The 17768-nt window shown below is 61.8% G+C and carries 16 protein-coding genes; 8 read left to right on the top strand and 8 right to left on the bottom strand.

The window, feature by feature from the left end:
• Nucleotides 1-264 precede the first annotated feature (264 nt).
• From BT199_RS21360 to bioB, 6 genes are all read right to left on the bottom strand, one after another.
• A complete protein-coding gene (locus BT199_RS21360) occupies nucleotides 265-546 on the bottom strand; it encodes a hypothetical protein (RefSeq protein WP_003194792.1) in 282 nt (93 codons plus the stop codon).
• Nucleotides 547-652: 106 nt separating this feature from the next.
• A complete protein-coding gene (gene bioD / locus BT199_RS21355; RefSeq protein ID WP_014720205.1) occupies nucleotides 653-1333 on the bottom strand; it encodes a dethiobiotin synthase in 681 nt (226 codons plus the stop codon).
• Complete coding sequence (gene bioC / locus BT199_RS21350; protein ID WP_072435425.1) at nucleotides 1330-2142, bottom strand: malonyl-ACP O-methyltransferase BioC; 813 nt, start codon at nucleotides 2140-2142, stop codon at nucleotides 1330-1332. The genes bioD and bioC overlap by 4 nt, the downstream gene beginning before the upstream one ends.
• Entirely contained in the window at nucleotides 2135-2866 is a 732-nt protein-coding gene (locus BT199_RS21345; protein WP_054896778.1) for an alpha/beta fold hydrolase, read from the bottom strand. The genes bioC and BT199_RS21345 overlap by 8 nt, the downstream gene beginning before the upstream one ends.
• Nucleotides 2859-4040, bottom strand: coding sequence for an 8-amino-7-oxononanoate synthase (gene bioF / locus BT199_RS21340; RefSeq protein ID WP_072435424.1), 1182 nt, complete (start codon nucleotides 4038-4040; stop codon nucleotides 2859-2861). Before bioF ends, BT199_RS21345 begins: the two co-directional genes overlap by 8 nt.
• Nucleotides 4041-4105: 65 nt before the next feature.
• Nucleotides 4106-5161 (bottom strand): biotin synthase BioB, encoded by a 1056-nt coding sequence (bioB, locus tag BT199_RS21335; RefSeq protein WP_003194802.1) that lies wholly within the window; start codon nucleotides 5159-5161, stop codon nucleotides 4106-4108.
• Nucleotides 5162-5253: 92 nt separating this feature from the next.
• Between bioB and BT199_RS21330 the strand changes: the two genes are divergently transcribed.
• The 5 genes from BT199_RS21330 (at nucleotide 5254) to rarD (ending at nucleotide 11020) form a co-directional block, all read left to right on the top strand.
• Entirely contained in the window at nucleotides 5254-5991 is a 738-nt protein-coding gene (locus BT199_RS21330) for a ComF family protein (protein WP_072435423.1), read from the top strand.
• Between the two features lie 58 nt (nucleotides 5992-6049).
• A complete protein-coding gene (locus BT199_RS21325; RefSeq protein WP_072435422.1) occupies nucleotides 6050-6814 on the top strand; it encodes a TOBE domain-containing protein in 765 nt (254 codons plus the stop codon).
• A gap of 79 nt (nucleotides 6815-6893) precedes the next feature.
• The gene (locus BT199_RS21320; RefSeq protein WP_072435421.1) at nucleotides 6894-8792 is read left to right on the top strand and encodes a PhoX family protein; all 1899 of its coding nucleotides are present in this window, start codon (nucleotides 6894-6896) and stop codon (nucleotides 8790-8792) included.
• Between the two features lie 161 nt (nucleotides 8793-8953).
• Entirely contained in the window at nucleotides 8954-9928 is a 975-nt protein-coding gene (locus tag BT199_RS21315) for a serine/threonine protein kinase (protein ID WP_003194811.1), read from the top strand.
• 207 nt (nucleotides 9929-10135) lie between these two features.
• Nucleotides 10136-11020: an EamA family transporter RarD gene (gene rarD, locus BT199_RS21310; RefSeq protein ID WP_020302157.1), complete on the top strand. Its 885-nt coding sequence runs from the start codon at nucleotides 10136-10138 to the stop codon at nucleotides 11018-11020.
• A gap of 222 nt (nucleotides 11021-11242) precedes the next feature.
• Here rarD and BT199_RS21305 read toward each other — a convergent pair whose 3' ends face one another.
• Complete coding sequence (locus BT199_RS21305) at nucleotides 11243-11755, bottom strand: glycine cleavage system transcriptional repressor (RefSeq protein ID WP_003194815.1); 513 nt, start codon at nucleotides 11753-11755, stop codon at nucleotides 11243-11245.
• Nucleotides 11756-12075: 320 nt separating this feature from the next.
• Here BT199_RS21305 and BT199_RS21300 point away from each other — a divergent pair, with 320 nt between their 5' ends.
• Nucleotides 12076-14253 carry a malate synthase G gene (locus BT199_RS21300; RefSeq protein WP_019817415.1) on the top strand — a complete coding sequence of 726 codons (2178 nt, stop codon included), beginning with the start codon at nucleotides 12076-12078 and terminating at the stop codon, nucleotides 14251-14253.
• A gap of 159 nt (nucleotides 14254-14412) precedes the next feature.
• Here the strand turns inward: BT199_RS21300 and BT199_RS21295 are convergent, their stop codons facing one another.
• On the bottom strand, nucleotides 14413-14859 hold the full coding sequence (locus BT199_RS21295; protein ID WP_019817416.1) for a response regulator: 447 nt from the start codon (nucleotides 14857-14859) through the stop codon (nucleotides 14413-14415).
• A 246-nt stretch (nucleotides 14860-15105) separates the two neighbouring features.
• Here BT199_RS21295 and BT199_RS21290 point away from each other — a divergent pair, with 246 nt between their 5' ends.
• Nucleotides 15106-17028 (top strand): putative nucleotidyltransferase substrate binding domain-containing protein, encoded by a 1923-nt coding sequence (locus tag BT199_RS21290; protein WP_072435443.1) that lies wholly within the window; start codon nucleotides 15106-15108, stop codon nucleotides 17026-17028.
• On the top strand, nucleotides 17025-17732 hold the full coding sequence (locus tag BT199_RS21285; RefSeq protein ID WP_072435420.1) for a 3'-5' exonuclease: 708 nt from the start codon (nucleotides 17025-17027) through the stop codon (nucleotides 17730-17732). Before BT199_RS21290 ends, BT199_RS21285 begins: the two co-directional genes overlap by 4 nt.
• The last annotated feature ends 36 nt before the right edge of the window (nucleotides 17733-17768 follow it).

Here is a 17768-nt window from a genome sequence, read left to right as displayed (position 1 = left end):
AACAGGTGTTTGAAACATACGTTTACCACCCAGGGTTGTCAAGCGTCGGCCAGATGCCGTTTGTCTTGACGCGGGTCAGCCAGGCACGGCGAGGCCTGCGGCGGGATGCCTCATGATTTAAGGAAAGCAGAATGTCGCGGAACGACTGTGGGAGCTGGCTTGCCTGCGATGCAGACGCCAGGGTGTATCTATCAGGCAGTATGCGTTGATGCTATCGCAGGCAAGCCAGCTCCCACAGAGAGGAGCGGGCAAGCGATAGAGAAGTTAAGCGTAGGTATCGATCAAGGTACCGAGCATTTCGTCCGAAGCCTTGGCGACTTTCGCCCCCAGCTCGACTTGAAACTTGCCCTGGGCCATTTCCACCATGTTGCTCGCCGAATTGGACGCTTGGGCGCGGTCATTGGCTTGCAGACGGTCGCTTTGCGCGGCCGATGGCTGGGTGGTTCCGGCGCTGGCAATCTTGCCGGCCGCCTGGTCGACACGGTTCTGCCCGGTCTGAATAGTGCTCAGGCCCGAATAAAACGCGCTGCTTCCAGAGATGTCCATGGCGTAAGCCTGCCTTTAGAGAATCGTGAAGCCCGATTGAACCAGACATCCTGGCAAAAGGCCCGTCAAAAACACTAATGGCATATTGCCTTAGCGATAGCCAAAATCAGTCAAGCAGGTCCAGCTCCAAGTACTCGGCCACCGCGGCAGCCCCGGCATGCTTGAGTTTAGGCACTCGCCCCAGGCAAGGCGCGGGCAGGCGCTCAGCCAGGGTGGCGAGGTTTTCTTCCAGACGAGAGGTCTTGGGGTCGATGATATTTGCCACCCAGCCCGCCAGCGGCAAGCCATCCCGTGCGATGGCTTCGGCGGTGAGCAACGCGTGGCTGATGCACCCAAGGCGCACGCCTACCACCAAGATCACCGGCAGCTTGAGCGCCATGGCCAGGTCCGACAGGTTGGCCTGGTCGGCCAAGGGCACGCGCCAACCGCCTGCCCCTTCGATCAAGGTGAAGTCCGCGCCCCGTGCCAGGATCTGCTGCATCGGCTTGAGCAGCGATTGCACCGTGAGCCCGACGCCCGCCTCGCGCGCTGCCAGATGCGGCGCGATAGCTGGCTCGAAGGCCACCGGGTTGACCTCGGCATAACTGAGCGGCACGGAACACTCGGCCAGCAACGCCAACGCATCGGCATTGCGCAGGCCCTGGGCCGTCAGTTGGCAGCCCGACGCCACCGGCTTTCCGGCGGCCGTGCTTTTGCCGCAAAGCCTGGCCGCATGCAACAGGCCGGCGGCGATGGTGGTCTTGCCAACATCGGTGTCTGTACCGGTGATGAAGTAAGCGGCGCTCATAACGGTTTCTCCAGTACGGCATACACCACCTGGTACGTGGCGGGCAGGCCCTGGGCCTGGCGGAACTGCTCGTAGGCCTCTACCAGCGCGACAATCCGCGCACGGCCCGTCAACCCTCCCGGGCGGCCTGGGTTGAGGTTATGGGCGCCCAGTGCCTTGAGTTCATGGGTCAGGCTGCGCACATCCGGGTAATGCAACACATGGGGCTTTCGCTCCAGGCTGATCACGCGCAAACCACTGGCCGCACACAGTTGCTGATAAGCCTCGAAGGTGCGGAAGCGATTGACGTGGACCAGGCCATCCGCCGCCCGCCAACTCTCGCGCAACTCATCCAGGGTGCCTACGCACAGGCTGGCAAAGGCCAGCACGCCACCTGGTCGCAGCACGCGCCGGGCTTCGCTGAGCACCGCATCAAAATGGGCACACCACTGTACCGCGAGGCTGGAGAAGAGCAACTCAACGCTGTCAGCTGCAAGCGGCAAGCGTTCTGCATCACCGGCTATAAAGTGCGCGGCGCCGCCCAGCGGACGCGCGTGGTTGAGCATGCCCTCGGCAATGTCCAGCGCCACACCTTGGCTACCGGGCAAACGCTCGCCCAATACGCGGCTGAAGTAACCCGTGCCACAGCCCATGTCCAGCCAACGCTGGGGCACCAGGCCGTGCGGCAAGCGGCTGAGCAGTTCATGCCCGACCGCACGCTGCAACTCGGCCACGCTGTCGTAACTGGCCGCCGCACGGGAGAACGAGGCCGCGACCTGGCGCTTGTCCGGCAAGCCCCCAGGCAAGGGCGGGTGGGATAGGTCAGTCATCGACACACTCATGCAAAAAAGCCTGGATGGCCCCGGCTACTCCGTGAGGGTCTTCCAGAAGAAACGCGTGACCGGCCTGTTCAATCAGGCCGATTTCTACATCGGGGAGCAAGGCCAGCAGGTCACTGGCGGCTTCGGCAGGCACCAGCCCGTCCAGGCCGGCAAACAGGTGCAACTGCGGCCCACGAAAGGCCTGCAAGGCCGCCCGCGTATCCAGTTGGGCCAACAGCTCCAGGCCGGGCATCAAGACGCTGGGGGAGGTATTCGGCGCACCGCTGACCAACAACCGCGACAAGCCGCGCGGGTCTTCGGCACCCTTGGCGCACAACAGCCCAAAGCGCTTGAGCGTGACCTGGGAATCGGCATGGCAGCCGGCCAGAAATGCGTCGAAGGTTTCCGTAGGCATCCCATGGGGCCAGCCGTCATGGGCGACGAAACACGGGTTGCTCGCCAGGGTCAGCAAGCCACAGCACCGCTCGCCACGGCGTGCCGCCAACTCGGACGCGAGCATGCCGCCCAGCGACCAGCCCCCGAGCCAGGCATTGTCCGGCAGCGTCGCATCGAGCTCATCGAGCCATTCACCGAGTTCGCTGGCCTGCAGCGCCGGCAAGGGTTCGATCTGTACCTGTAAATGCTCGTTCAGGCCGTGCAGCGCAGCGGCCAACGGTTCCAGCGGTGACACACCCAGGCCCCAGCCCGGTAGCAGGATCAGTCGATTACGCATAGCCGGGCTCCGAGGCGTCTAACAAGCGAAAACACGCTTGCAACCCGTCTAACAATAGCTGCACCTGCGCTTCGCTGTGGGCCGCCGTCAATGTCACCCGTAGACGGGCACTGCCGGCGGGCACGGTCGGTGGGCGAATGGCAGTCACCATCAGGCCGCGCTCGCGCAGCATCTGCGAGAGGCGCAGTGCCCGGGCGCTGTCGCCAATCAGGATCGGTTGGATCGGCGTAAAGCTGTCCATCAACGCCAGGCCGATCTGCTCGGCGCCATGACGGAACTGGCGGATCAACGCGTTGAGGTGCTCGCGTCGCCAATGTTCGCTGCGCAGCAATTCCAGGCTTTTGAGGGTGGCGCAGGCCAGTGCCGGGGGTTGGCTGGTGGTGTAGATATACGGGCGTGCGAATTGGATCAGGCTCTCGATCAAGTCCTCACTGCCGGCCACGAAGGCCCCGGCGGTGCCGAACGCTTTGCCCAAGGTGCCAACCAGCACGGGCACGTCGTCCTGGCTCAAGCCGAAATGCTCGACGATACCGCCGCCATTGGCGCCCAGCGGGCCGAAGCCATGGGCGTCATCCACCATCAGCCAGGCCCCTTTGGCCCGGGTTTCACGGGCCAGCGCGGGCAGGTCGGCGAGGTCGCCATCCATGCTGAACACACCGTCGGTGACCACCAAGGTATTGCCGGTGGCTTTCTCCAGGCGCTTGGCCAGGCTGCCTGCGTCGTTATGCAGGTAGCGGTTGAAACGCGCACCGGACAGCAAACCAGCATCCAGCAAGGACGCGTGGTTAAGCCGGTCTTCCAATACCGTATCGCCCTGCCCCACCAGCGCCGTGACCGCGCCGAGGTTGGCCATGTAGCCGGTGGTGAACAGCAAGGCACGCGGGCGACCGGTCAAGTCAGCCAGAGCTTCTTCCAGCTCATGGTGCGGTGTGGCGTGGCCCACCACCAAATGCGAAGCGCCACCGCCCACGCCCCAGCGGGACGCACCGGCGCGCCAGGCTTCGATCACTTGCGGGTGATTGGCAAGGCCCAGGTAATCGTTATTGCAGAAGGCCAACAACGGTTGCCCGTCCACCACCACATGCGGGCCTTGGGGGCTCTGCAGCAAGGGGCGCTGGCGGTAAAGATGGTCGGCACGGCGAACAGCGAGGCGCGCGGCGAGATCGAAAGACATGCTGGCCTCGATTTAACAGGTTCAACTCAATCCACTGGAGGAGCTGGAATGCATTCCAAAGGTGGTTACACCACAGCGTTGTAGAACTGCTCGCTGCTCTTTTGCTCCACCAACGCCTGCTCGATCGCCGCCTGGTGCACTTCATCGGCATGCTCTTCACCGGCTTCGGGCAGGATGCCCAGGCGTGCGAACAATTGCATGTCCTTGTCAGCCTGGGGGTTGGCGGTGGTCAGCAGTTTGTCGCCGTAGAAGATCGAGTTGGCGCCGGCAAAAAACGCCAGGGCCTGCATCTGCTCGTTCATGGCTTCGCGGCCGGCCGACAGGCGCACGTGGGACTGCGGCATCAGAATGCGCGCCACCGCCAGCATACGGATGAAATCGAAGGGGTCGATGTCATCGGCGTTTTCCAACGGCGTGCCCGCTACCTTCACCAGCATGTTGATCGGCACCGACTCCGGATGCTCCGGCAGGTTGGCCAGTTGGATCAGCAAGTTGGCACGGTCGTCGAGGGACTCGCCCATTCCGAGGATACCGCCCGAGCAGATCTTCATCCCCGAATCACGCACATAGGCCAGGGTTTGCAGGCGCTCGCTGTAGGTGCGGGTGGTGATGATCGAGCCGTAGAATTCCGGCGAGGTGTCGAGGTTGTGGTTGTAGTAGTCAAGGCCGGCCTGGGCCAGGGCTTCGGTCTGGTCCTGGTCAAGGCGACCGAGAGTCATGCAGGTTTCCAGGCCCATGGCCTTCACGCCTTTGACCATTTCCAGCACATAGGGCATGTCTTTGGCCGACGGATGTTTCCATGCCGCGCCCATGCAGAAACGCGTCGAACCGATGGCCTTGGCACGAGCGGCCTCCTCGAGGACCTTCTGCACCTCCATCAGCTTCTCTTTTTCCAGGCCAGTGTTGTAGTGGCCCGACTGCGGACAATATTTGCAATCTTCCGGGCAGGCGCCGGTCTTGATCGACAGCAGGGTCGAGACCTGCACGCGGTTGGCGTCGAAATGCGCGCGGTGCACGGTCTGCGCCTGGAACAACAGGTCGTTGAAGGGCTGCACGAACAGGGCTTTGACTTCGGCCAAAGACCAATCGTGACGCAGGGTGGCAGAGGTGCTGGCGCTCATGGGCGATTCCTTGATTATGCTTTGGCAAGCGCTGCGGGAAAGGCAATACCCACAGGCACGACACGGATGCTCGGCATATTTAAGGAAGATTCATGCACTGTCAACCTGAGCACAAACACCAAGTTTACATCTGGTTAAAAAGCATACAGCCTTGTTTGATCTGCGATGAGCGCATCGAATCAGACGAGTCCCTGTGCAGCGCCTGCGAAACAGAATTGCCATGGCTGATGGAACAGTGCGAACGCTGCGCACTGCCTTTACCCATGGACGGACTGCTCTGCGGCCAGTGCCAAAAACAGCCCCCGGCCTTTCATCAGGTGGTCGCGCCATGGACCTACAGTTTTCCCGTGGACACCCTGATCAGCCGCTTCAAGCATCAGGCGCGTTGGCCGCTGGGGCACTTGCTGGCGCGTCTGCTGGGACAGCACTTGCAGCATCGCTTCGATAACGCCGAACTGGAGCGCCCCGACTGCCTGCTGCCCGTGCCCATGGCGCGTAAACGCCTGCGCGAACGCGGCTTTAATCAAGCGTTGATGCTGGCCCGCTGGCTCAGTCACGCCCTCGACATTCCCTTTGATGAGCATGCGCTGTTGCGCCCCCATGAAACCGTGGCGCAGCAAGACCTCGATGCCAAGACCCGCAAACGCAACCTGCTCAACGCCTTCGCACTGGCCCCCGGCATCGGAGTTGCCGGGCAACATGTGGCGCTGGTAGACGACGTCCTCACCACCGGCGCCACCGCCCACAGCCTGGCGCGCTTGTTGATAAACGCCGGCGCGCGCCAGGTGGACGTGTATTGCCTGGCCCGTACGCCCAAACCCGGCAGCTGACTTGACTCCCCTGCGCCAGCGCGGCAACGTCGGCACATCTCACCCAAGCGTATCTGCCATGTCTGTGCCCAGCCCTCTCAGCCAACACATCATCCGCCGCCCCCAGCGTATTGCCTTGCTGGGGCATATCGCCGAGCAGGGCTCCATCACCCGTGCGGCCAAGAGTGCCGGGTTGAGTTACAAGGCCGCCTGGGACGCCATTGATGAGCTGAACAACCTGGCGCAAAAACCGCTGGTGCAACGCAGCGTCGGTGGCAAGGGCGGTGGCGGCGCCAAACTGACGCAGGAAGGGGAACGGGTCCTGCGCCTTTATCAGCGCCTGCAACTGCTTCAGGCCGAGATCCTTGGCTCGGACGAAGCGGCCAGCGACTTCAACCTGCTGGGCCGCTTGATGCTGCGCACCAGCGCGCGCAACCAATTGCACGGCCAGGTCAGTACCATAGAGAGCCATGGCCACAACGACATGATCCGCCTGCAATTGGCCGGCGGCCTGCACCTCGACGCACAGATCACCCACGACAGCACCCTGCGCCTGGAACTGCAGACCGGCGTGGAAGTAGTGGCCCTGATCAAGGCCGGATGGCTTGAATTACTGGCGGACGGGCAAACCGAAACACTTGGACACAATTGCCTGAGCGGGGTGATCGAGACCATTCTCGCCGCCGAAGACGGCCCCAGCGAGGTGCGTATCGCCCTGCCCAACGGCCAAGTGTTGTGCGCGCTGGCGCAGCCCGTCGCACTCAAGGCCATTGATGCAGCGCAGGGCCAGCCGATCCGCGTGCAGTTTGCACCCAGCCATGTATTGCTTGGCACCCCGGTGTAACGGGCGCGCGTCTTCAAGCTGCAACAATTCGGTCACAAGCGCTGCTTAAGGTGTCTGCAAAAACCTTAAGGAGCCTGTGATGAGCCTATTAGAAGAAAACCAAGCCACCGACCTTGAACAGATGGTGGGCCTGACCCGCCGTCGCTTTATCGGCGCAGGCGCCCTGTGCGGCGCCGCGATGTTCCTCGGCGGCAACCTGCTGAGCCGCAGCGCCCTGGCCGTGAATGCCGCTACCGCCAGCCCGTTGCTGGGGTTCACCAGCATCGCCGCCGCCACCAGCGACACCATCACCCTGCCACCGGGCTACAGTGCTTCGGTGTTGATCAGTTGGGGCCAGCCCCTGTACAAGAACGCCCCGGCTTTCGACCCGTCCGGCCATGGCACCGCCAAGGCTCAGGAACAACAGTTCGGCGACAACAACGACGGCATGAGCCTGTTTCCATTCCCCGGTGACGACAACCGCGCGCTGATGGCGATCAACAACGAATACACCAACTATCGCTACCTCTACGCCCACGGCGGCGCGCCACAATCGGCCGAAGACGTGCGCAAGGCGCTGGCCAGCGAAGGCGTGTCGGTGATCGAAGTACGCCGCAAAGGCGACACCTGGCAATTCGTCCAGGATTCACGCTACAACCGGCGCATCCACGGCAATTCACCGATCCGTTTGAGTGGCCCTGCCGCCGGCCATGACTGGCTGAAAACCACCGCCGACAAGACCGGCAAAAAAGTCCTCGGCACGTTCCAGAACTGCGCCAACGGCAGGACCCCGTGGGGCACCTACCTGACCTGCGAAGAAAACTTCACCGACTGCTTCGGCAGCAGCAACCCGCAGCAAACCTTCGACGCAGGGCAGAAGCGCTACGGCGTGGTGGCCGCCAGCAAGGACATTAACTGGCATCAGCACGACCCGCGCTTTGATATGGCCAAGAACCCCAACGAACTCAATCGCCATGGTTGGGTGGTGGAAATCGACCCGTTCGATCCGCAATCCACCCCGGTAAAACGCACGGCCTTGGGCCGCTTCAAGCACGAGAACGCGGCCCTCGCCGAAACCCGTGACGGCCGCGCCGTGGTGTACATGGGCGACGATGAACGCGGTGAATTCATCTACAAGTTCATCAGCCGCGATCAGATCAACCACAACAACCCGAAGGCCAACAAAGACCTGCTCGACCACGGCACCTTGTACGTGGCGATCTTCGACGCGGGCGACGGCAACGCCGACCATCCCAAGGGCAAAGGCCAGTGGGTCGAACTCACCCATGGCAAAAACGGCATTGACGCCAGCAGCGGTTTCGCTAACCAGGCCGAGGTGCTGATTCATACGCGCCTGGCCGCCAGCGTGGTGAAAGCCACACGCATGGACCGCCCGGAATGGATCGTGGTCAGCCCTACCGATGGCCAGGTCTATTGCACCCTGACCAACAACGCCAAGCGCGGCGAAGAGGGCCAGCCGGCGGGCGGCCCCAACCCACGGGAGAAAAACGTCTACGGCCAGATCCTGCGCTGGAAAGCCGACGCCGATAACCACGGTGCCACGGACTTCACCTGGGACCTGTTCGTGGTGGCCGGCAACCCCGGCGTGCATGCCGGTAACCCCAAGGGCGGCTCGTCCAACATCAACCCGCAAAACATGTTCAACAGCCCCGACGGCCTGGGCTTCGACAAAGCCGGGCGCCTGTGGATCCTGACCGATGGCGACTACAGCAACGCCGGCGACTTTGCGGGCATGGGCAATAACCAGATGCTGTGCGCCGACCCGAGCACGGGTGAAATCCGTCGCTTCATGGTGGGGCCGGTGGCGTGTGAAGTGACGGGGATCAGCTTTTCGCCGGACCAGAAAACCTTGTTCGTGGGCATTCAGCACCCAGGGGAAACCGGTGGTTCGACCTGGCCGGAACACCTGCCCAATGGCAAACCCCGGTCTTCGGTGATGGCGATTCGGCGGGATGATGGCGGGATTGTAGGCGCCTGATAGACCGCTATCGCAGGCAAGCCAGCACCCACATTTCGATGTGTAAATACATGCCAGTGTGGGAGCTGGCTTGCCTGCGAAGGCGTCCGCACAGCCACCGGCTATCTATGCTGTTACCATACCCGGCCGGACGCGGCGCCCTGCTGCGCGCAGGAGTTCGCATGGCCCACCCGTTTGAAACACTCACCCCAGACCTGGTGCTCGACGCCGTCGAAAGCATCGGTTTCCTCAGCGACGCGCGGGTTCTGGCGCTCAACAGCTACGAAAACCGCGTGTACCAAGTGGGCATCGAAGACGCCGAACCGCTGATCGCCAAGTTCTATCGCCCCCAGCGCTGGACCAACGAGGCGATCCTGGAAGAACACCGCTTCACCTTCGAACTGGCCGAGTGCGATGTACCGGTGGTCGCCCCCTTGGTCCACAACGGCGAGAGCCTGTTCGAACATGCAGGTTTCCGCTTCACCCTGTTCCCCCGCCGTGGCGGCCGCGCGCCGGAGCCGGGCAACCTCGATCAGCTTTACCGGCTCGGGCAACTGCTGGGGCGTTTGCACGCGGTGGGCTCCACCCGCCCGTTCGAACACCGCGAAGCCCTGGGGGTGAAGAATTTCGGTCACGACTCCCTCACCACCTTGCTTGAAGGCAACTTCATTCCCAAAAGCCTGTTGCCGGCCTACGAGTCCGTGGCCCGCGACTTGCTCAAGCGTGTGGAAGAGGTTTACAAGGCCACGCCGCACAAGAACATCCGTATGCACGGTGACTGCCACCCCGGCAACATGATGTGCCGCGACGAGATGTTCCATATCGTCGACCTGGATGACTGCCGCATGGGCCCAGCGGTGCAAGACCTGTGGATGATGCTGGCTGGTGACCGCCAGGAATGCCTCGGCCAGCTCTCGGAGCTGATGGACGGCTATCAGGAATTCCACGACTTCGACCCGCGCGAACTGGCGCTGATCGAGCCGCTGCGCGCCCTGCGCTTGATGCACTACAGTGCCTGGCTCGCACGACGCTGGGACGACCCGGCGTTTCCCCATAGCTTTCCGTGGTTTGGCAGCGAACGGTATTGGGGTGACCAGGTGCTGGCGTTGCGCGAGCAACTGTCGGCGCTCAATGAAGAACCGCTGAAGCTCTTCTGACCTGGCCCTGCCTCCTGTGGGAGCTGGCTGTCCATGCTCGCCCCCACGCTCTGCGTGGGCGCGCATCCTGTGACGCTCCGCGTCACGATTTAAGAGCAGACGCAGAGCGTCCAAGGCGGCGTTACCACGCAGAGCGTGGGAACGAGCGTTGTCTGACAAATATCCTTACAATTGCGCTTTGTTAGCTGCCTGAGCAAGGATTCTGCAATGCAAGCCGCCAACCCCCGCAAGGGGTACATCCTGGGCCTGAGCGCCTATGTCATCTGGGGTCTATTCCCGCTCTACTTCAAAGCCATCGCCAGCGTGCCCGCCGCCGAGATCATTGTTCACCGCGTATTGTGGTCGGCACTGTTCGGTGGGCTGTTGCTGATGGTGTGGAAACATCCCGGCTGGTTTCGCGAACTGCGCGACAACCCCAAGCGCCTGGCGATCCTGGCCCTCAGCGGTTCGTTGATCGCCGCTAACTGGCTGACCTATGTGTGGTCGGTGAACACCGGGCGCATGCTTGAAGCGAGCCTGGGTTACTACATCAACCCGCTGGTGAATGTGCTGCTGGGCATGCTGATCCTCGGCGAGCGCTTGCGCCGTTTGCAATGGGTAGCGGTGGGGTTGGCAGCGATAGGTGTGGCGCAGCAGGTGTGGCAAGTCGGTAGCCTGCCGTGGGTGTCGCTGGCGCTGGCGCTGACGTTCGGCTTCTACGGTTTGATCCGCAAGCAGGCGCCGGTCAAGGCGCTGCCAGGGCTGGTGGTGGAAACGTGGATGCTGGTACCCATTGCCGTCGCCTGGTTGTTGTTCAACCCGACCGCCCACAGCGCGCAACTGGCATTCTGGAGCACCTCAGAGGCCTGGTGGCTGGTGGCCGCAGGCCCGGTGACGCTGATTCCCCTGGTGTGCTTCAACGCCGCTGCACGGCATTTGCCCTACACCGCCCTGGGCTTTTTGCAGTATGTGGCGCCGACGCTGGTGTTGCTCGAAGCCGTGCTGTTGTTCGGTGAACACCTGGCGCCGAGCACGCTGATCGCCTTCGCCTTTATCTGGGCCGGGTTGGTGGTGTACAGCCTGGATGCCTGGCTGACCGTGCGTAAACGCTGATCAAATAACGTACAAACCTCTGCAAGCCACGGCTTTCGTGGCTTGTAGCGTTCGACCCCAAGGTTATCCACAACCTGATCCCCGCCATTTGTGCACAAGCCCTTGAAACTGCTCGTTTTTTGCTCAACTTGCGCAGAAGGCCGGCGGACGTGGCCTGGCGTCGGGTCTCTACAGGTTATCCACAGGCCCATGCAAGATTTCCCTGCATAACCTTGTGGATCGTTATTCCTCCTGACGCAACTCCACCATCAAGTCATCGGCCAAGGTTTCCAAAGCCTCTTGCAGGGTTTCCAGCGATAGCGTGGCCGGCACTTGCAACAACGCCTCGGCGTTGAACAGCGGATCACCGCTCATGGGCGCCGGGCGCACATCGGTGCTCAGGCGTTCCAGGTTGACGCCCTGCTGGCTCAGCAGCGCGGTGATCTCACGCACGATGCCCGAGCGGTCATTGCCCACCAGGGTCATCAGGATCGGCTTGGACGCCGATGCCTGGCCGCTGCTGCCCTCACCCACCAACACGCGAATGCCATGGGTGGATAAATCCTCCAATGCCCCCACCAATGCCTGGCGCTGCTCGCTCGGCACGCTCACCCGCAGGATCCCGGCAAACTGCCCGGCCATGTGCGCCATGCGGCTTTCCAGCCAGTTACCACCATGACTGGCAATGTTCTGCGCGATGCGTTCAACCAGGCCGGGTTTGTCGGCGGCGATAATAGTGAGTACAAGATGGTCCATGGCGCAGTCCCTCGGTTGGTTGATCCTCGATTATAGACATGCCGCGTTTAACCAGAAGGGACGCGTGATCGTCAACGTCCATCGCAGGCAAGCCAGCTCCCCCAGACAAATCGTGTACCATTTTTATATTTATCTGGAACAATCCAATAGTTTTTTGAGAACATCTGGTTCTCCGCTGTGACCGTACGACCAAAGTGGGTCGCTAAACGACGTATTTAGTCTAATTTTCACAACCGCAAGTCATCATGTAGTATGCCCAACCGTGCACTACATAATGAAAATCTGATAAAGCGCATAAGCTCCGCAGAGTGAGGCAAGCAATGACTGAACACGTTCAAGTCGGTGGCCTGCAGGTCGCCAAAGTCCTGTTCGACTTCGTGAACAACGAAGCCATTCCCGGTACCGGCATCACTGCCGACCAGTTCTGGGCCGGTGCCGACAAGGTCATCCATGACCTGGCCCCGAAGAACAAAGCCCTACTCGCCAAACGCGACGACTTCCAGGCGCGGATCGATACCTGGCACCAGACCCACGCCGGCCAGGCCCATGACCCGGTGGCCTACAAAGCCTTCCTGCAAGACATCGGCTACCTGTTGCCAGAAGCCGCAGACTTTGAGGCCTCGACCCAAAACGTCGATGATGAGATCGCACGCATGGCCGGCCCACAGCTGGTCGTGCCGGTGATGAACGCCCGCTTCGCCCTCAATGCCTCGAATGCGCGCTGGGGCTCGCTGTACGACGCGCTCTATGGCACCGACGCCATCAGCGAAGCCAACGGCGCCGAGAAGGGCAAGGGCTATAACAAAGTGCGTGGCGACAAGGTCATTGCCTTCGCCCGCGCTTTCCTCGACGAGGCCGCACCGCTCAGCGCCGGCAGCCATGTCGATTCCACCGGCTACAAAATCGTCGATGGCAAGCTGATCGTCAGCCTCAAAGGCGGCAGCAACAGCGGCCTGCGTGACGATGCCCAGTTGATCGGTTTCCAGGGCCCTGCGGCCGAGCCGATTGCGATCCTGCTCAAGCACAATGGCCTGCACTTCGAAATCCAGATCGACGCCAGCACGCCAGTCGGCCAAACCGACGCCGCAGGCGTCAAAGACGTGCTGATGGAAGCCGCGCTGACCACCATCATGGACTGCGAAGACTCTGTGGCCGCCGTCGACGCCGATGACAAAGTGGTGATCTACCGCAACTGGCTCGGCCTGATGAAGGGCGACCTGGCCGAAGAAGTGGCCAAGGGCGGCCAGACCTTCACCCGCACCATGAACCCTGACCGCGTCTACACCGGCGTGGATGGCAGCGACGTGACCCTGCACGGCCGTTCGCTGTTGTTCGTGCGCAACGTTGGCCACTTGATGACCATCGACGCGATCCTCGATAAAGACGGCAACGAAGTACCCGAAGGCATCCTCGACGGCCTGATCACCAGCCTGGCGGCGATCCACAGCCTCAACGGCAACAACACCCGCAAGAACAGCCGTACCGGTTCTGTGTACATCGTGAAACCGAAGATGCACGGCCCGGAAGAAGCCGCGTTCACCAACGAACTGTTCGGTCGCATCGAAGAGGTGCTGAACCTGGCGCGCAACACCCTCAAGGTCGGGATCATGGACGAGGAGCGCCGCACCACGGTCAACCTCAAGGCCTGCATCAAGGCGGCCAGCGAGCGCGTGGTGTTTATCAACACCGGTTTCCTCGACCGTACCGGTGATGAAATCCACACCTCCATGGAAGCCGGCGCGATGGTGCGCAAGGCGGCCATGAAGGCGGAAAAATGGATCGGCGCCTATGAGAACTGGAACGTCGATATCGGCCTGAGCACCGGCCTGCAAGGGCGTGCACAAATCGGTAAAGGCATGTGGGCCATGCCCGACCTGATGGCTTTGATGCTTGAGCAGAAAATCGCCCACCCGTTGGCCGGTGCCAACACCGCCTGGGTACCGTCGCCGACCGCTGCGGCCCTGCATGCGTTGCACTACCACAAGGTTGATGTGTTTGCCCGCCAGGCCGAACTGGCCAAGCGCGAGCGCGCTTCGGTGGACGATATCCTCACCATTCCTCTGGCCAGCAACACCGATTGGTCCGAAGAAGAGATCCGCAACGAACTGGACAACAACGCCCAGGGCATCCTCGGCTATGTGGTGCGTTGGATCGACCAGGGTGTGGGCTGCTCCAAGGTGCCGGACATCAACGATGTCGGCCTGATGGAAGACCGCGCCACCCTGCGCATTTCCAGCCAGCACATCGCCAACTGGCTGCGCCACGGCATCGTCAACGAAGCTCAAGTGATGGACAGCCTCAAGCGCATGGCGCCGGTGGTGGACCGCCAGAATGCCGGGGATGCGTTGTACCGCCCACTGGCTCCGGACTTCGACAGCAACATCGCGTTCCAGGCAGCGGTGGAGTTGGTGATTGAAGGGACCAAGCAGCCCAATGGCTATACCGAGCCGGTGTTGCATCGCAGGCGTCGGGAGTTCAAGGCCAAGAACGGCCTGTAATGGAAAAAAGCCCTGATCGAAAGATCGGGGCTTTTTTATCAGGTGTGTCAGTTAGACCGCGTTGCCTGAATCGCAGGCAAGCCAGCTCCCACAGGGGGATGCATTTCAAATGTGGGAGCCGGGCTTGCCCGCGAAGAGGCCAGGCCAGTCACCCCACACTCAGGGCACCATCCCCAACTCCCGCTTTACCAACTTCGCCAACTTCACGCTATCAATCGGCTTGAGCAAGAAATCCACCACGCTCAAATGCATCGCATCAATCACATCCGGCGCTTCCGCGTCTCCAGACATGATGATGATCGGCAACGCCGCACGGGTGGACTCACGCACCTGGCGGATCAATTCCAGGCCATTGCTGGGCGCCATGCGCAGGTCGGTGATCAGCAAACCGATGGAACTGCTCGTCTTCAACAAATCCCACGCAGCCTCGCCACTTTCGGCAGTCATGCAGCGAATACCATCGAGCCCAAGGATTTCCGCCAGCAATTCACGCGCGTCCTTGTCGTCGTCCACGATCAAAACGCGTTGGGGGGGTAAATCGGGCTCCAGCATCACGGCGCTCAGCGCCTCGCGCTCGGCATCACTCAAAATATCGTGGTCGGACATACGTTTCTCAGCAGTTCTCATCAATCTCCCAGCACACTCGTCAGACATCTGCGGAAGGGCGAACAATGTGCACTTCGTCGGAAAGTTTGCCTAGTGGGCTTTCTACGGGTTTTGGACGATTGTCATGTAAGGTTTTTCCCTAGTTTTGCGCGGTATTCCTCGACCTAGACTTACGTCCAATGGGCACCCACTGCGCAGGAGTCGACCATGCAGCACGATAACGACAAAAACACTGCGGTCACTGTTATGAGTAAAGCTGATGCATTCGCACAGGCGGGTAAAACCGCTGTGTTGCAGAACATCCACGGCACCCTGCAATTCCTGCAACGCTTCCCGCCGTTCAACCAGATGGAACAGGCGCACCTGGCTTTCCTGGTGGAACAGTGCCAACTGCGTTTCTACGGCCCCGGCGACAGCATCCTCAAACCGTCGGGCGGCCCGGTCGAGCACTTTTATATCGTCAAGCAGGGGCGGGTCGTGGGTGAGCGGCCAGACTCGGCAGACACCACCTTTGAAATCGCCACCGGCGAATGCTTCCCCCTCGCCGCCTTGCTGGGTGAGCGCGCGACCCGTACAGAACACAAAGCCGCTGAAGACACCTTTTGCCTGCAATTGAACAAACCGGCCTTTATCAAGCTGTTCGCCCTGTCCAGCCCGTTTCGTGATTTCGCCTTGCGCGGGGTCAGCAGCCTGCTCGACCAGGTCAACCAGCAGGTACAGCAAAAAGCCGTGGAAACCCTCGGCACCCAATATTCCTTGAATACCCGCCTGGGTGAATTGGCCATGCGCCACCCGGTCACCTGCAGCCCGCACACACCGTTGCGCGAAGCGGTGACCTTGATGCACGAACAGCAAGTCGGCAGCATTGTGATCGTCAACGAACACAAGGCGCCCCTGGGCATCTTCACCCTGCGCGATCTGCGCCAGGTGGTCGCCGATGGCACCAGCGACTTCAGCCAGAGCATTGCCGGGCACATGACCCAGGCGCCGTTTTACTTGAGCCCGGAGCACAGCGCGTTCGACGCGGCCATCGCCATGACCGAACGGCATATCGCCCATGTGTGCCTGGTGCAAGACCAGCGCCTGTGTGGCGTGGTCTCCGAGCGTGACTTGTTTTCCTTGCAGCGTGTGGACCTGGTGCACCTGGCCCGCACCATCCGCAACGCGCCCCGGGTGGAAAACCTGGTGGCGATTCGCGGTGAAATCGGCCAGTTGGTAGAGCGCATGCTCGCCCATGGCGCCTCATCCACCCAGATCACCCATATCATTACGCTGCTCAACGACCACACCGTGTGCCGGGTGATCGAGCTGACCCTCGCGGAAAAAGGCGACCCCGGCGTGCCCTTCAGTTGGCTGTGTTTTGGCAGCGAAGGCCGCCGCGAACAAACGCTGTACACCGACCAGGACAACGGCATCCTGTTCGAGGCCAAGGACGCCGTCGAAGCCGCCGAAAGGCGTGAGCGCTTGCTACCGCTGGCGCAGCACATCAACCAAAGCCTGGCGCTGTGCGGCTTCAGCCTGTGCAAGGGCAATATCATGGCCGGCAACCCCGAGCTGTGCTTGTCCCGCGTGGAGTGGGCGCGGCGCTTCGGCGCGTTCATTCGTGAGGCGACGCCGGAAAACCTGCTGGGCTCAAGCATCTATTTTGACTTGCGCGTGGTGTGGGGCGAAGAGCGCGGTTGCGAGCAACTGCGCCAGGGCATTCTCGATCAGGTGGCGGATAACCGCTTGTTCCAACGCATGCTGGCCGAAAACGCGCTACTACGACGCCCGCCGGTAGGGCGCTTCCGCGAGTTCGTGCTGACCCGCAAAAATGGCGAAAAAGCCACCCTCGACCTCAAGGTGCAGGGCCTTACGCCTTTTGTAGATGGCGCGCGCCTGTTGGCCCTGGCCAATGGCATCCACGCCAACAACACCCTGGAACGCCTGCGCCAGTTGGTGGATAAGGCCGTGATCGAACCCCTGGATGGCGCCGCCTATGAAGAGGCCTACCACTTTATCCAGCAGACCCGCATGCAGCAGCACCAATTGCAGACCCGCGAGAACTTGCCCTATTCCAACCGCGTCGACCCCGACAGCCTCAACCACCTGGACCGGCGCATCCTGCGTGAGTCCCTGCGCCAGGCCCAACGCCTGCAAAGCAGCCTGAGCTTGCGGTATCAGCTATGAGTTTGTTTGGCTGGCTGCGCGCGAAAAAGCCCGGGCTCAACGCTGCGCAACAGCAGCGCCTGGAGCATTTACCCAAGCCCGCCGAACTGGGCAACGGCCCATTGCGCAGCCAGCGCTGGGTAGTGGTGGACCTGGAAACCAGCGGCCTGAACCTTCACCGCGACCAGGTGCTGTCCATCGGCGCCGTAGTCATCGAAGACGGTGCGGTGGATTTCTCCCAACTGTTCGAACGCACCCTGCAGCGCACCGACACCAAGCTCAGCCCCAGTGTGCTGATCCACGGGCTGGGGCCCAGTGCAATTGCCGCCGGCAGCGACCCGGCCGAGGCGTTGCTGGATTTCATGGCGTTCGTGGGCGACAGCCCTCTGCTGGCTTTTCATGCGCCGTTTGATCTACACATGCTGTGCCGGGCGCTCAAGGACAGCCTGGGGTATCGCCTGGCCCATCCATTCCTGGATGTGGCAGACCTGGCTCCGCTGTTGTGCCCTGAGGCGCATATCCGCGAGGCCGGGCTGGATGATTGGCTCAACCACTTCAGGCTACAGGCTGGCGAACGCCACCATGCCAGCGCCGATGCACTGGCGACGGCAGAGCTGATGCTGATCCTGTTCAGCCGTGCGCGGCAGCAACAGATAGACACGCCCCAGACGCTGCAAGAGCGTTTGGCCCAATGGAAACGGCGCAAACAGTCCCCTTCCCTTTAACGCTTCGCGCCCGACGCGGAGCATCGCGGGATGCAT

This window comes from Pseudomonas sp. NFR02 (assembly GCF_900119375.1).
Taxonomy (GTDB): Bacteria; Pseudomonadota; Gammaproteobacteria; order Pseudomonadales; family Pseudomonadaceae; genus Aquipseudomonas; species Aquipseudomonas paracarnis.
The sequence above is the reverse complement of the archived record's forward strand: the minus strand, read 5'-3'. Positions and strand labels throughout refer to the sequence as shown.

Coding starts and splice junctions, on each gene's coding strand:
- BT199_RS21360 (WP_003194792.1), bottom strand. CDS start 546: ATGGACATCTCTGGAAGCAGCGCGTTTTATTCGGGCCTGAGCACTATT.
- bioD (WP_014720205.1), bottom strand. CDS start 1,333: ATGAGCGCCGCTTACTTCATCACCGGTACAGACACCGATGTTGGCAAG.
- bioC (WP_072435425.1), bottom strand. CDS start 2,142: ATGACTGACCTATCCCACCCGCCCTTGCCTGGGGGCTTGCCGGACAAG.
- BT199_RS21345 (WP_054896778.1), bottom strand. CDS start 2,866: ATGCGTAATCGACTGATCCTGCTACCGGGCTGGGGCCTGGGTGTGTCA.
- bioF (WP_072435424.1), bottom strand. CDS start 4,040: ATGTCTTTCGATCTCGCCGCGCGCCTCGCTGTTCGCCGTGCCGACCAT.
- bioB (WP_003194802.1), bottom strand. CDS start 5,161: ATGAGCGCCAGCACCTCTGCCACCCTGCGTCACGATTGGTCTTTGGCC.
- BT199_RS21330 (WP_072435423.1), top strand. CDS start 5,254: ATGCACTGTCAACCTGAGCACAAACACCAAGTTTACATCTGGTTAAAA.
- BT199_RS21325 (WP_072435422.1), top strand. CDS start 6,050: ATGTCTGTGCCCAGCCCTCTCAGCCAACACATCATCCGCCGCCCCCAG.
- BT199_RS21320 (WP_072435421.1), top strand. CDS start 6,894: ATGAGCCTATTAGAAGAAAACCAAGCCACCGACCTTGAACAGATGGTG.
- BT199_RS21315 (WP_003194811.1), top strand. CDS start 8,954: ATGGCCCACCCGTTTGAAACACTCACCCCAGACCTGGTGCTCGACGCC.
- rarD (WP_020302157.1), top strand. CDS start 10,136: ATGCAAGCCGCCAACCCCCGCAAGGGGTACATCCTGGGCCTGAGCGCC.
- BT199_RS21305 (WP_003194815.1), bottom strand. CDS start 11,755: ATGGACCATCTTGTACTCACTATTATCGCCGCCGACAAACCCGGCCTG.
- BT199_RS21300 (WP_019817415.1), top strand. CDS start 12,076: ATGACTGAACACGTTCAAGTCGGTGGCCTGCAGGTCGCCAAAGTCCTG.
- BT199_RS21295 (WP_019817416.1), bottom strand. CDS start 14,859: ATGTCCGACCACGATATTTTGAGTGATGCCGAGCGCGAGGCGCTGAGC.
- BT199_RS21290 (WP_072435443.1), top strand. CDS start 15,106: ATGAGTAAAGCTGATGCATTCGCACAGGCGGGTAAAACCGCTGTGTTG.
- BT199_RS21285 (WP_072435420.1), top strand. CDS start 17,025: ATGAGTTTGTTTGGCTGGCTGCGCGCGAAAAAGCCCGGGCTCAACGCT.